Below are 13160 nucleotides of genomic sequence, written 5' to 3'. Positions count from 1 at the left end.
ACGCCTTCTCGTATCCGGCCGGCGCGTCGGCCGTAGTAGAAACGCTTCATCCCCTTGCGCCCAGGAGAGTTGCCATGCCTACAACCGAACAGGTCGATAGTTCCGCCCTGCCCCGCTCCGAAAAATCCCGCAGTGAAAAATCCAAGTACAAGCGCATCCTGCTCAAGCTCTCCGGTGAAGCCCTGATGGGCGAGCACGAATTCGGGATCGACCCCAAGGTGCTCGATCGCATGGCACTGGAGATCGGACAGCTGGTCGGCATCGGCGTACAGGTGGGTATCGTGGTCGGTGGGGGGAATCTGTTCCGCGGTGCCGCACTCAACGAGGCCGGCATGGATCGCGTCACCGGTGACCACATGGGCATGCTGGCCACGGTGATGAATGCGCTGGCCATGCGCGACGCCCTGGAGCGTTCCAATATCCGCTCGCGGGTCATGTCCGCCATTCCCATGAGCGGGGTGGTGGAGCATTACGACCGACGAACCGCCATTCGCTACCTGACGTCCGGAGACGTGGTATTGTTTTCCGCCGGAACCGGCAATCCGTTCTTTACCACTGATTCGGCGGCCTGTTTGCGCGGCATCGAGATCGATGCCGACGTGGTGGTCAAGGCCACCAAGGTGGATGGGGTCTATGACAAGGACCCGGTGAAACACGCCGATGCGATCAAGTACGACATGCTGAGCTATGACGATGCGCTGGACCAGAAGCTCGGCATCATGGATTTGACCGCCATCTGCCTGGTGCGGGACCATGACATGCCGGTTCGCGTATTCAACATGAACAAGCCGGGCGCCCTGCTGAATCTGGTGATGGGCGGCAAGGAAGGCACGCTGATAGACAGAGGTTGACACTGTGATCGATGACATCAAGAAAGATGCTGAAAGCCGAATGAAGAAGAGCCTCGAGGCCCTTCACAGCAACTTCAACAAGATCCGTACCGGGCGTGCTCACTCCAGCATTCTCGACGCGGTGACGGTGGACTACTACGGTAGCCAGGTGCCGCTGAGCCAGGTGGCCTCAGTCAACGTGGAAGACGCCCGCACGCTCAGTATCGTGCCGTGGGAGCAGGGTATGGTGGCCAAGATCGAGAAGGCGATCATGACTTCCGACCTGGGCTTGAACCCGGCGAGCGCCGGCACCGTGATTCGCGTGCCCATGCCGATGCTTACCGAGGAGACCCGCAAGGGCTACATCAAACAGGCGCGTGCCGAGGCCGAGCATGCCCGCGTAGCGGTTCGCAATGTGCGTCGCGATGCCAATGGCGACTTCAAGTCCCTGCTCAAGGAGAAGGAGATCTCCGAGGACGAGCAGCATCGGGGTGAAGAGGCGATTCAGAAGCTGACCGACAAGTACATTGCCGAGATCGACAAGCTGCTGGAAACAAAGGAACATGACCTGATGCAGGTCTGAGGAGCGTCAGGCGGAAGCCCCTCAAGGGACTTCCGCCTGGCCCCGCCCATTCCATTGCGAGACATCATGACGTCAGCGCAGACCCCAGGATCCCAGGTGCCGCCGAACGCACCGGGTGGAGACGTGCCGCGACATGTGGCGATTATCATGGATGGCAACAATCGCTGGGCGCGAGCAAGGGGGCTCTCCGGCGTGCGAGGCCATCATGCCGGCGTCGAGGCCGTGCGTGCGGTGATCCGTCGTGCGGCCGAGCGTGGCGTGGAAACACTGACCCTGTTTGCCTTCTCCAGCGAGAACTGGCGCCGCCCGGAAGCCGAAGTGCGTGCCCTGATGGAGCTGTTCCTGATCGCCCTGAAGCGTGAAGTGAAAAAGCTCCACGCCAACGGTATCCGGCTATCGGTGATCGGCGACCGCTCTGCCTTCTCAGCGTCGATTCAGAAGTACATTGTCAGGGCGGAGGAGATGACTCGGGACAACAGCCGCATGCATCTGGTGGTCGCCGCCAACTACGGCGGACACTGGGACATCACCAGGGCCGCCCGGCGTCTTGCCGAGCGTGCGGCCGTGGGTGGGATTGATCCTGCGGCCATTTCCGAGAAGAGCGTTCAGGACGAGCTCTGCCTGGCTCAGGAGGCGCCGGTAGATCTCTGCATACGCACCAGCGGTGAGCAGCGCATCTCCAATTTTCTGCTGTGGCAGATGGCCTATGCCGAACTCTATTTCACGCCACTGCTGTGGCCCGACTTCGATGGTGCGGCACTTGACCTGGCCATCGACGACTTTCGCCGACGGCAGCGCCGTTTCGGCATGACCGACGAGCAGATCGAGGCCCAAGGTGCTTAGACAGCGAATTATCACTGCGGCCTGGCTGGCGCCGCTGATGCTGGCAGGCCTTTTCGGTCTGCAGGGGGGTGCCTTTGCCGCCTTTACTGCCGCCATCGTATTGCTGGCGGCCTGGGAGTGGACCAATCTTGCCGGGGTAGCGGAGCAGAGCCAGCGCCTGGCCCTCGTTGCTGGCCTGGCCGTGCTCATGCTGCTGTTCTGGGCGACAGGTGCCATGCTGGCCGTCTGGCCGCTTTGGCTGGCGCTGGCCGGGTGGCTGGCGAACCTCTACTGGGTGATGCATTACCCCGCCAAGGGGGAGCAGTGGCAGTCGACGTTGCGGCGGCTGTGCATGGGCGTATTGGTATTGTTGCCAGCATGGGTCGGCTTCAATATCTTGCGCGACGCCGGCGCCGTGTGGCTGCTCTTCGTGCTGTTGCTGGTCTGGGGGGCCGACATCGGTGCCTACTTCGCCGGCCGCGCCTGGGGGCGGCGCAAGCTGGCCCCCCGGGTCAGCCCAGGCAAGTCCTGGGAGGGGGTGTTTGGTGGGCTTGCCGTCACCTTCCTGCTGGCGCTGATATTCGCTGCCTGGCAGGGCCTGGGTATGGGCGGGGGCGTGGCGCTGGTGCTCGCTACCGCCGTGGTGACCCTGGTGTCGGTGCTGGGTGACCTGGTGGAGAGCATGCTCAAGCGCTACCGGGGCATCAAGGACTCGAGCAACCTCCTGCCCGGTCATGGCGGTGTCCTCGACCGCATCGACAGCCTGACGGCGGCCGTACCGCTGTTTGCGTTGCTCTCTCTCGGGGTTCTGTAGGTGTTGGCTATCACGGTACTCGGCGCGACCGGTTCGATCGGTACCAGCACGCTGGATGTGGTCGCCCGTCATCCCGAGCGCTATGAGGTTTACGCCCTCACGGCCCATCGCTCCCGCGAAGCCCTGCTGGCACAGTGCCGGTGCCACCGGCCGAGGGTGGCGGTGCTGGACAGGGAGGAGGACGCCGCCTGGCTGCGCCGTGAACTTGCCGAAAGCGGACTGAGTACGGAGGTGCGCAGCGGCGCCGAGGCGCTGGTCGAGGTGGTCGAGGCGGACGAGGTGGACGTGGTAATGGCAGCCATCGTCGGTGCCGCCGGACTGCTGCCGACGCTGGCGGCGGTTCGGGCCGCCAAGCGGGTATTGCTGGCCAACAAGGAGGCGCTGGTGATGTCCGGCGCCCTGTTCATGGACGCGGTGGCTCGGAGTGGCGCCCTGCTTCTGCCCATCGATTCCGAACATAATGCCATCTACCAGTGTCTACCTCACGAGCATCGTGGTGGTCTGGCGAAGCACGGCGTCACCCAGCTGCTGCTGACCGCTTCCGGCGGGCCCTTCCGGGGGTGGTCGCCGCAGGCGCTGGCGACGGTGACGCCGGAGCAGGCCTGCGCCCATCCCAACTGGTCCATGGGGCGCAAGATTTCCGTTGATAGCGCCACCCTGATGAACAAGGGACTGGAGCTGATCGAGGCCTGCTGGCTGTTCGACGCGCGCCCGGATCAGGTAAAGGTGGTGGTGCATCCCCAAAGCGTGATCCACTCCATGGCCGCCTACAGCGACGGGTCGGTGCTGGCGCAACTGGGTAACCCCGACATGCGCACCCCCATCGCCTACGGACTGGCCTGGCCGGAGCGCATCGATGCCGGGGTCGAAGCCCTCGACCTGTTCCAGGTCGCACGGCTGGACTTCGAGGCGCCTGACGAAGCGGCCTTTCCCTGCCTGCGTCTTGCCCGGGAAGCCATGGAGGCAGGAGGGACGGCGCCTGCGGTACTCAATGCAGCCAACGAGATCGCAGTCGATGCCTTTCTTGCCGGACGGTTGGGTTTTGGCGGCATTGCCGAGGTGGTTGAAAGGACGCTGGAGGCGCTGCCTGTGGCGCCGGCCGCCGACCTGGAGGCCATCCTGGAGGCCAACGCGCGGGCTCGCCACATGGCCAGCGACTGGCTGCAGCGTCGTTGAGCCAATCACCGGTGGCGACTGTCATCATGTTACCTAGAAGGAGGCTGACTTGGGCCTGATCCAGAATGTGCTGGCCGTCATCGTGGTGCTGGGCCTGCTGATTACTTTCCACGAGTACGGGCATTACTGGGTGGCGCGGCGCTGCGGCGTCAAGGTGCTGCGTTTCTCGGTGGGCTTCGGCAAGCCCATCTGGTCCCGGGTCGACCGCAACGGTACCGAGTTTGCCATTGCCGCCATCCCGCTCGGCGGCTATGTCAAGATGCTCGATGAACGCGAGGCGCCGGTGCCCGACGAGCAGTTGCATGAAGCGTTCAACCGCAAGACGGTGTGGCAGCGCATTGCCATCGTGGCGGCCGGTCCGCTGGCCAACTTTCTGCTCGCCATCGTTGCCTACTGGGCCCTTTTCGTCGCCGGCACCACCACGGTGGCACCGGTGGTCGGCGATGTGGCCGTCGACTCACCGGCCGAACGTAGCGGTCTGCGCAGCGGTCAGGAGATCGTCGCGGTGGAGGGCGATGCGGTACGCTCCTGGGACGACATCAATCTCCGTCTGATCGCCCGTATCGGCGCCAGCGGCGAACTGTCGTTCCAGGCGCGTGGCGATGCCCGCGAAGAAGCCCGCGAGTTTCGTCTGCCGGTGGAAAACTATCTGGTTCGCCAGGATCCTCCCCAGCCCCTTGCCACCCTGGGTATTACCCCCTGGCAACCGCCATTTCCGGCCAGGCTGGGCCAAGTCATCGACGGCGAGGCTGCCTCCCAGGCCGGGCTTCAGGCCGGCGATGAAGTCCTGGCGGTGAACGGCACGCCGGTCGATGACTGGATGGATTTCGTCAATATCGTGCGCACGAGTCCTGGCGAGAGCCTGGCCCTTGATGTGGCACGCAATGGCGAGCAGCTGAGCCTGACAATGGTGCCCGGCGAACGAGAGCTGGAAACCGGCGTTTCCATCGGCTACGTTGGCGCCGGCGTCGAGAGCGTGGAGTGGCCGGAAGAGTATCGGCGTGAAATTCGCTATGGTCCTGTGGAGGCCCTGGGTCAGGCGGTGGGGCGTACCAGTGACATGACGCTCTTGACCCTGGGCGCTATCCGCAAGATGCTGGTGGGGCTGATCTCACCTTCGAACCTGTCCGGCCCCATTACCATCGCCCAGGTGGCGGGTGATACGGCTCGCACCGGATTGGAAAGCTTTATCAGCTTCCTGGCTTACCTGTCGATTAGCCTGGCGGTGCTCAATCTGCTGCCAATTCCGGTGCTCGACGGTGGCCACCTGCTTTATTATTTCGTGGAAGCGGTCCGCGGCCGGCCGGTTTCCGAGCGGACCCAGGCGATGGGACTGCGTATTGGTTTGGCGCTGATAGCCACGCTGATGTTGATGGCGCTCTATTTCGATCTGATGCGTCTCTGGTAGCGAGCGACACGACCCCCAGCCGGGGGCACAGGGAGAGGTGGAGCCGGACTCCAACCTTGTCAGTCACCCGCACAAATGTATAAGGTGCCTGTCTGGACAGGCAGGCGGATCAACGCGAGCGAAGCGACTGCATGAATATCAAGACCCTCGGACTGGCGGCTCTGCTGCTGGCCGGTTCCAATACGGTGCTGGCCGAATCTTTTGAAGTGACCGACATTCGCGTGGAAGGGCTGCAGCGGGTTTCCGCCGCTTCCGTCTTCAACGCCTTCCCCGTCAGCGCCCGGGATCGGGTGGATGACCGCGAACTGGCGGAGGCGGCACGCAGCCTGTTCGCCACCGGCCTGTTCGACGATATCCAATTGGCCAGGGACGGTGACGTGCTTGTCATCCAGGTGGTGGAGCGTCCCACCATCTCGCGGCTGAACATCAGCGGTAACCGACAGCTATCCGAGGAGGACCTGCGTCGCGGCCTTCGCGAAGGTGGCCTTGCCGAGGGACAGGTGCTGCAGCTCTCCACCCTGGAGGAGATCCAGCGTGAGCTGGAGGGTGTCTACCAGGCGCAGGGCCGCTACAGTGCGCGCATCGAGACCAGCGTGCGTGAGATCGATGAAGGCCGGGTACAGGTCGATATCGATATCAACGAAGGTGCCGTGGCCAAGATCCGCCAGATCAACGTTGTCGGCAATCGTGATTTCGACGACAGCGAGCTGCGTGATGTCTTCGAGCTCAACGACCGTCCTGGCCGCTTCTTCGGCTGGTTCTCGCGTGACGAATACTCCCGTGAAGCCTTGTCCGGCGACCTGGAGCGGCTGCGCTCCTTCTATCTTGACCGCGGCTATGTGGACTTCGCCATCACCTCGACCCAGGTATCGATCAGCCCGGACAAGTCGCGGATCTTCGTTACCGTCAACATCGACGAGGGGCGGCAGTATCGTCTGGGCGACATTCGTTTCGCCGGCGACCTGCAGGTCAGTGAACGTGAGGCGCGGGATCTGCTCCAGGTGGAGAGTGGCCAGATCTTCTCGCGCAGCGACGTGACCGCTTCCACCGAAGCACTGCGTGCTCGCCTGGGTGCCGAGGGTTTCGCCTTCGCCCGGGTTGAAGGCGTGCCGGAGCCCGGTGCCGACGGCTCGACGGTAGACCTCACCATCAGTGTTCAGCCGGGACAGCGGGCCTATGTGCGGCGCATCAACTTCATCGGCAACACCAGTACTCAGGATGAAGTGCTGCGTCGCGAGATGATCCAGATGGAGGGCGCGCCCGCCTCCACCGAGTCGATCAGCCAGTCGCGCCGGCGCCTGGAGCGCCTGGGCTTCTTCAGTCAGGTAGACGTGGATACCCAGCCGGTGGCGGGTGAGTCCGACAAGCTGGACGTTACCTATACCGTCGAGGAGCAGCCCTCCGGTTCGATCTCGGCGAGCATCGGTTTCTCCCAGAGTGCCGGCATCATCTACGGGGCCTCGCTGGCGCAGAACAACTTCCTGGGAACCGGTAACCGGGTCAACGTCGGGGCTCAGCGCAGCGATACCTTCACCAGTCTCAACTTCGGCTACACCGATCCCTACTGGACACTGGACGGCATCTCGCGGGGCTACAATCTGTTCTATCGCGAAACCGACTATGCCGATTCGGATATCTCGACCTTCTCCACCGATGCCTACGGCGCGGGTATCAACTTCGGTTACCCGATCAGTGAACTGTCGCGGCTCAACTTCGGTGCCAGCATCGAGGATCTGACGGTCAAGACATACCGCGACACGCCCTCGGAGATCGTGCGCTACGTCGATGAGCAGGGCGCCGACGCCCAGAGCCTCAAGCTCACCGCCAGTTGGACGCGCAATAACCTTAACCGCGGCATCATGCCAACCTCGGGCAACTATCAGCGTCTGTCGCTGGAGACCGCTGCGCCGGGCAGCGATGCGGAGTATTACAAGCTGCGGGCACGGGCGCAGCAGCTGTTCGCCTTGAATGAAGAGGAGACCTGGGCGCTGAAGTTCGGCTCCACCCTTGGCTATGCCGACAGCATCGGCAGCGACCCCCACCCCTTCTACGAGAACTTCTTCGCCGGCGGCCTCGGCTCGGTTCGCGGTTTTACTGCCAACACCCTGGGGCAGCGCACCACGCCCCGAGAGGCGGGGCGAGACCGTACCCTGGGCGGTAACGTCCTGGTCGAGGGTAGTGCGGAACTACTCTTCCCGATGCCCTTCCTCGAGGATCAGAGGTCGCTGCAGACCGGCTTCTTCATCGATGCCGGCAATACCTTCCTGACCAGCTGTTACCCGGTGGTCGATGGCGATGGCCCTTCGAACTGCTCCTCCGGCGTTGACTTGGGCGAGCTGCGTTACAGTGCCGGTATCGGCCTTTCCTGGCTGACCCCGGTGGGCCCGCTGACTTTTAGTATCGCCGAACCACTCAACGACAAGAGCGGCGACGATACCCAGTTCTTCCAGTTCTCACTGGGTCAGACCTTCTGACCCGGCATTGATCAAGGAGCCGCTCATGCGCAAGTTGTCCGCCATTCTCTGTATTGGCCTGTTCAGTGCCTTGGCATTGCCGACCCACGCCGCCGAGGTTGCCGTGCTGGACTGGCGGCAGGCGCTGCTCTCGTCCGATGCGGCGCAGCGCTCCATGGAGCAGCTTGAGAGCCGCCTGCGCGGCCAGCAGCAGGAAGCCCAGGCGCTGGGTGAGGAACTACAGGGCTTGCAGCAGCGCCTGCAGGGAGGCAGTTTCTCCGATGCTGAGCGCCAGACGATGATGCAGGAGTTCCAGCAGAAGGGTGGTCGCTTCGAGCAGCTGCGCCAGCAGATCATCGAGGAGCAGATGCGCTCCGAGCAGGAATTCCTGCAGCAGTCCGAATCGAAGCTTGAGCAGGCGGTTGAGCAGGTCATCTCCCGGCACGGCATCCAGGTGCTGGTAGACCCCCAGGGTGTGGTTCACTCAGAAGTCGAGCTGCCGAACCTGACCAGGGAAGTGACCGATATCCTCAACTCGCTCAACTGAATCGTCACGGCGGCTTGCCGCCGTGCTCTGCTGACTATCGGGCCTTCATGACACAACCTGCTCTCCCACAGTTCACCCTCGCCGATCTCGCCGAAAAGCTCGGAGCGCGGTTGATGGGTGACGGCTCCCGCCGCATCTCGGGGCTGGCAACCTTGCAGGATGCCGGCCCTGAACAGATCGCCTTCGTGGCCAATCTCTCCTACCTGAAGAGTCTTAACAACACTCGTGCCGGTGCTGTCTTGCTCCACCCCGAGCACGCTAGCGAATGCCCGGTGGATCATCTCGAGCTCGACAACCCTTATCTCGGCTATGCCCATCTGTCGCGGCTATTCGATCCGTTCCTGGCCCGCCCGACCGGTGGTATTCACCCGACCGCCGTGGTGGCCGAAGACGCCCGGGTGGGCGTTGGGGTCGAGATAGGCCCCCAGGCCGTCGTCGAGTCCGGTGTTGAGCTCGGCGACGAGGTCGTGATCGGTCCCGGCTGTGTCGTCGGGGTGAATTCACGCATTGGTGCCCGGTCACGCCTTCATCCCAACGTGACCGTCTGCCATGGTGTGACTATCGGCGAGCGGGCCATTTTGCACAGCAACTGTGTCATCGGTGGCGATGGGTTCGGTTTCGCCCATGACGGAAAGCGCTGGCACAAGATCGCCCAGCTGGGCGGCGTGGTGCTGGGTGACGATGTCGAAGTCGGCAGCTGCTCCAGCATCGACCGCGGGGCGCTGGAAGACACGATCATCGGTAATGACGTCAAGATTGATAGCCAGGTGCAGATCGCCCATAACGTACACATCGGCGACCACAGTGCCCTTGCCGGCTGTGTTGGCATCGCCGGCTCGACCCGGGTGGGGAGCAACTGCATGCTCGGTGGTGGAGTGGGGCTTGCTGGCCATCTGACGATCTGCGATGGGGTACAGGTCACCGGCATGAGCCTGGTCACCAACTCGATTCATGAGCCGGGAGTCTACTCGTCGGGTACCGGCGCGATGCAAAATGCCCAGTGGCGCAAGAATGCGGTGCGCTTCAAGCAGCTCGACGATATCGCCCGCCGCCTGGCCAAGCTCGAAAAGCGCAACCAGGAGGGTTGAGACGAAGTCTGGCGACGTTATAATCCATCGCCTGCCTTTTCTTCCTGCAGGCACTTCGGAAAGCCGGATGCAACATGCCCATGCTGCTCCGGCTTTCCTACTTCCTTTCAGAGGTCGCTACGATGGTAATGGATATCAACGAGATTCGTGACTATCTGCCCCACCGATATCCTTTTTTACTGGTGGATCGGATCACGGAGCTGACACTTGGCGAACTAATCGTTGGCTACAAGAACGTCAGCATCAATGAGCCGTTCTTCAACGGCCACTTCCCGCATCACCCGATCATGCCTGGCGTACTGGTGCTCGAGGCCCTGGCTCAGGTGTGTGGCATCCTGGGGTTCAAGACGGTCAACAAGCTGCCCGCCGATGGCTATGTCTACTACCTCGTGGGTAGCGACAACGTGCGCTTCAAGCGCCCGGTCATGCCGGGGGACTGCCTGGTGCTGGAGGCTCGCGTGGAGCGTGAAAAGCGCGGCATCTGGAAATTCGCCTGCCGTGCTACCGTAGGGGGCGAGCTGGCCTGTGAGGCCGACATCATCTGTGCCGAGAGGAAGGTTGCTTGATACATACCACTGCCATCGTCGATCCCGGCGCGCGACTTGCCGAGGATGTCGAAGTCGGACCTTTTACCGTGATTGGTCCCGACGTCGAGATCGGGGCCGGTAGCCGGATAGGCTCTCATGTTGTGATCAAGGGGCCGACCGTGCTGGGCGCCCGCACTCGAATCTTCCAGTTCGCCTCGGTGGGTGAGGATTGCCAGGACAAGAAGTACGCCGGGGAGCCGACGCGACTGGTGATGGGCGACGATAACGTCATACGCGAAGGGGCAACGCTGCACCGTGGCACCGCCCAGGATCGCGGCGAGACTACCATCGGCTCGCGTAACCTGATCATGGCCTATGTCCACGTGGGGCACGACTGCCTTATCGGCAACGACTGCGTGCTGGCTAACCAGGTGACGCTGGCCGGTCATGTCACCCTGGGTGATTTCGTCATACTGGGTGGGCTCGCCGCGATTCACCAGTTCTGTCATTTCGGCTCCTATGCCATGGCCGGTGGCGGATCGATCATCACCAAGGACACCCCCGCCTTCGTGATGATCAACGGCAACCCGGCCAAGCCCCATGGGCTCAACCTCACGGGCCTCAAGCGCCGCGGTTTTTCGAAAGAGGCGATCCTGGCGCTGAGCGAGTCCTACAAGCTGGTCTATCGGCAGGGGTTGACCGTCGAGCAGGCCCTGGCAGCAATTCGCGGCCGTTTCTCTCTCCCTGAAACCGATGCCTTTGTCGCCTCCATCGAGGTGTCGTCCCGTGGCATCGTTCGCTGACGTGATACGGCCATGACGGTAAGACGTGTCTACATCGTGGCCGGTGAGCTTTCCGGTGACAATCTGGGCACTGGCCTGATGCGCGCCCTGAAGACCCGTCACCCGGACATCGAATTCCGCGGCATCGGCGGGCCGGGAATGATCGGCGAGGGCATGGATAGCCGCTTTCCCCTGGAAACCCTCTCGGTGATGGGACTGGTCGAGGTGATCAAGCACCTCCCCGAGCTGATCCGCGTGCGCCGCTCACTCAGGGCCGACGCCCTGGCCTGGCAGCCGGATATCATGATCGGTATCGATGCTCCCGACTTCAATCTCGGCCTCGAGCGCCAACTGCGCGAGGCGGGCATCACCACCGCGCACTATGTCAGCCCCACGGTGTGGGCCTGGCGCCAGGGGCGGGTCAAGGGTATCGCCCGCTCCGTCGATGCCATGCTCACCTTCCTCCCCTTCGAGGCTGCCTTCTACGCCCGCCACCGGGTGCCGGTGGCCTTCGTCGGCCATCCGCTGGCCGACGAGCTGCCGCTGACCAATGATCGCGCCTCGGCCCGGGCCGCGCTGGGGCTGGACGAGGGCGCGGCGATTCTGGCCCTGCTGCCGGGGTCCCGTGCCAACGAGATCCGCTTTCTCGGCGACACCTTCCTCGACGCCGCCGAGCAGCTGTGCCGAACCCGTCCCGGGCTCAAGGTGGTGATCCCCGCGGCGACGCCAAAGCGGCACGAAGAGCTGAGCGAGCTTCTGACGGCACGCCCCGGCCTCGCCGGTCGGGTGGTGCTACTCGACGGCCTTGCCCGGGAGGCCATGGTCGCGGCCGACGCCGTGCTGCTGGCATCGGGTACCGCGGCGCTGGAGGCGATGCTCTGTCACCGTGCCATGCTGGTGGCCTACAAGATGGCACCGGCCACCCACTGGCTGGCCAAGCGGCTGGTCAAGACGGAATGGATCTCGCTGCCCAACCTGATTGCGCGCGAGACCCTGGTGCCCGAGCTGATCCAGGAAGCGGCCAGTGCGTCGGCCATCGCTGCACGCCTCGGCGAGATGCTCGATGACGACGACTACCGCTTGGCGCTGGAGACGCGCTTCGCCTACATGCATGCCGGGCTGCAGCGCGATGCCAGTCGTCGCGCCTGTGATGCCGTCGAGGCGCTGGTGGAAGGGCGCGCGCTGCCCGAGAGCGTCTCGCCCGCCAGTGCCATCGCCGCTGCCGAGGCGGGGGCGAAGCCAGGACGTGACCGAGCGGGAGAGGTGGGAGAGGAGACGCCCCCGGAGCACGCAGAGACGAGAGAGCGCACCGAGCGATGAAACCATGTGACCTGCCACCCCTGACCATCGACTACCAGGGCACCCTGCTGGCAGGTGTCGACGAGGTTGGCCGAGGACCACTGGTTGGCGCCGTGGTGGCCGCCGCCGTGATCCTCGACCCGGCCAGGCCCATCGCCGGCCTGGCCGACTCCAAGCAGCTCACGGCAGAGCGCCGCGAAGAGCTCGACGCAGAGATTCGCGAAAAGGCCCTGGCCTTTGCCGTGGCCGAGGCGTCAGTCACCGAGATCGACGAACTCAATATCTATCACGCCACCCATCTCGCCATGCGCCGGGCTGTGGATGCCCTGCCGCTGGCCGCGGAGTACCTGCTGGTGGACGGTAATCGCCTGCCCGGGCATCATGTTCCCGGCCAGGCGGTGGTGAAGGGCGATGCTCGCCACCCGGCCATTGCCGCGGCTTCGATACTCGCCAAGGTGGCGCGCGATGCGCAGATGGTGGCGCTCGACGGCCTCTTTCCCGGCTACGGCTTCGCCCGCCACAAGGGCTATCCGACCCGCGAGCACCTGGCCGTCCTGGAGCGCCTGGGGCCGCTGCCTGAGCACCGCCGCTCCTTCGGCCCCGTCAAGCGCCAGTTGGCGCTGTTGTAGGTAGCTCCTGTTAGCGAGGGGCGCCGGGGATAGGCCGTAGGGGAGGTCCGATTCCATGGAAGGAATCGGTAGCGTACAAGGAGGTATTCACAGCGCCTCCCCGCAGGCCTATCCCTGGATCAGCCCCGAGCGAAGCAGGATGCGATAGCCTATGCCATGCCACAGGTCCAATAGCCTGGTTTTCGTACCGACCATTTACCGC

The 13160-nt window shown here is 63.7% G+C and carries 13 protein-coding genes; all 13 read left to right on the top strand.

Annotated features, from left to right (window positions below; translation table 11 throughout):
- Positions 1 to 74 precede the first annotated feature (74 nt).
- The 13 genes from pyrH to rnhB all read left to right on the top strand — a co-directional run bounded on the left by pyrH (position 75) and on the right by rnhB (position 12958).
- On the top strand, positions 75 to 851 hold the full coding sequence (gene pyrH / locus KZO25_RS07650) for a UMP kinase (RefSeq protein WP_235588878.1): 777 nt from the start codon (positions 75 to 77) through the stop codon (positions 849 to 851).
- 4 nt (positions 852 to 855) lie between these two features.
- Positions 856 to 1413 carry a ribosome recycling factor gene (gene frr, locus KZO25_RS07645; protein ID WP_066450984.1) on the top strand — a complete coding sequence of 186 codons (558 nt, stop codon included), beginning with the start codon at positions 856 to 858 and terminating at the stop codon, positions 1411 to 1413.
- A gap of 66 nt (positions 1414 to 1479) precedes the next feature.
- Positions 1480 to 2256: a polyprenyl diphosphate synthase gene (gene uppS / locus KZO25_RS07640; protein WP_223136496.1), complete on the top strand. Its 777-nt coding sequence runs from the start codon at positions 1480 to 1482 to the stop codon at positions 2254 to 2256.
- Positions 2249 to 3049 carry a phosphatidate cytidylyltransferase gene (locus KZO25_RS07635; RefSeq protein WP_223136495.1) on the top strand — a complete coding sequence of 267 codons (801 nt, stop codon included), beginning with the start codon at positions 2249 to 2251 and terminating at the stop codon, positions 3047 to 3049. Before uppS ends, KZO25_RS07635 begins: the two co-directional genes overlap by 8 nt.
- Complete coding sequence (gene ispC / locus KZO25_RS07630; RefSeq protein WP_223136494.1) at positions 3050 to 4225, top strand: 1-deoxy-D-xylulose-5-phosphate reductoisomerase; 1176 nt, start codon at positions 3050 to 3052, stop codon at positions 4223 to 4225.
- Positions 4226 to 4274: 49 nt separating this feature from the next.
- Entirely contained in the window at positions 4275 to 5633 is a 1359-nt protein-coding gene (rseP, locus tag KZO25_RS07625; protein WP_223136493.1) for a sigma E protease regulator RseP, read from the top strand.
- Between the two features lie 131 nt (positions 5634 to 5764).
- The gene (bamA, locus tag KZO25_RS07620; protein ID WP_262488896.1) at positions 5765 to 8107 is read left to right on the top strand and encodes an outer membrane protein assembly factor BamA; all 2343 of its coding nucleotides are present in this window, start codon (positions 5765 to 5767) and stop codon (positions 8105 to 8107) included.
- A 25-nt stretch (positions 8108 to 8132) separates the two neighbouring features.
- Positions 8133 to 8633: an OmpH family outer membrane protein gene (locus KZO25_RS07615; protein WP_223136492.1), complete on the top strand. Its 501-nt coding sequence runs from the start codon at positions 8133 to 8135 to the stop codon at positions 8631 to 8633.
- Between the two features lie 47 nt (positions 8634 to 8680).
- Positions 8681 to 9721 (top strand): UDP-3-O-(3-hydroxymyristoyl)glucosamine N-acyltransferase, encoded by a 1041-nt coding sequence (gene lpxD / locus KZO25_RS07610; protein WP_223136491.1) that lies wholly within the window; start codon positions 8681 to 8683, stop codon positions 9719 to 9721.
- 122 nt (positions 9722 to 9843) lie between these two features.
- Complete coding sequence (gene fabZ, locus KZO25_RS07605; protein ID WP_223136554.1) at positions 9844 to 10287, top strand: 3-hydroxyacyl-ACP dehydratase FabZ; 444 nt, start codon at positions 9844 to 9846, stop codon at positions 10285 to 10287.
- The gene (lpxA, locus tag KZO25_RS07600; protein ID WP_066450961.1) at positions 10284 to 11051 is read left to right on the top strand and encodes an acyl-ACP--UDP-N-acetylglucosamine O-acyltransferase; all 768 of its coding nucleotides are present in this window, start codon (positions 10284 to 10286) and stop codon (positions 11049 to 11051) included. Before fabZ ends, lpxA begins: the two co-directional genes overlap by 4 nt.
- A 12-nt stretch (positions 11052 to 11063) precedes the next feature.
- Positions 11064 to 12350, top strand: coding sequence for a lipid-A-disaccharide synthase (lpxB, locus tag KZO25_RS07595; RefSeq protein WP_223136490.1), 1287 nt, complete (start codon positions 11064 to 11066; stop codon positions 12348 to 12350).
- Positions 12347 to 12958, top strand: coding sequence for a ribonuclease HII (rnhB, locus tag KZO25_RS07590; RefSeq protein ID WP_223136489.1), 612 nt, complete (start codon positions 12347 to 12349; stop codon positions 12956 to 12958). The genes lpxB and rnhB overlap by 4 nt, the downstream gene beginning before the upstream one ends.
- Positions 12959 to 13160 lie beyond the last annotated feature (202 nt).

The organism is Halomonas sp. ANAO-440 (genome assembly GCF_019915905.1).
Lineage (GTDB): Bacteria > Pseudomonadota > Gammaproteobacteria > Pseudomonadales > Halomonadaceae > Halomonas > Halomonas chromatireducens.
Note: the sequence above shows the minus strand (reverse complement) of the source record. Positions and strands in the feature narration are given on the sequence as shown.

What these genes read in the sequence shown, in the direction of transcription:
- fabZ (WP_223136554.1), top strand. Translation starts at nt 9,844, where the DNA reads ATGGTAATGGATATCAACGAGATTCGTGACTATCTGCCCCACCGATAT.
- rnhB (WP_223136489.1), top strand. Translation starts at nt 12,347, where the DNA reads ATGAAACCATGTGACCTGCCACCCCTGACCATCGACTACCAGGGCACC.
- KZO25_RS07615 (WP_223136492.1), top strand. Translation starts at nt 8,133, where the DNA reads ATGCGCAAGTTGTCCGCCATTCTCTGTATTGGCCTGTTCAGTGCCTTG.
- bamA (WP_262488896.1), top strand. Translation starts at nt 5,765, where the DNA reads ATGAATATCAAGACCCTCGGACTGGCGGCTCTGCTGCTGGCCGGTTCC.
- pyrH (WP_235588878.1), top strand. Translation starts at nt 75, where the DNA reads ATGCCTACAACCGAACAGGTCGATAGTTCCGCCCTGCCCCGCTCCGAA.
- lpxD (WP_223136491.1), top strand. Translation starts at nt 8,681, where the DNA reads ATGACACAACCTGCTCTCCCACAGTTCACCCTCGCCGATCTCGCCGAA.
- uppS (WP_223136496.1), top strand. Translation starts at nt 1,480, where the DNA reads ATGACGTCAGCGCAGACCCCAGGATCCCAGGTGCCGCCGAACGCACCG.
- lpxB (WP_223136490.1), top strand. Translation starts at nt 11,064, where the DNA reads ATGACGGTAAGACGTGTCTACATCGTGGCCGGTGAGCTTTCCGGTGAC.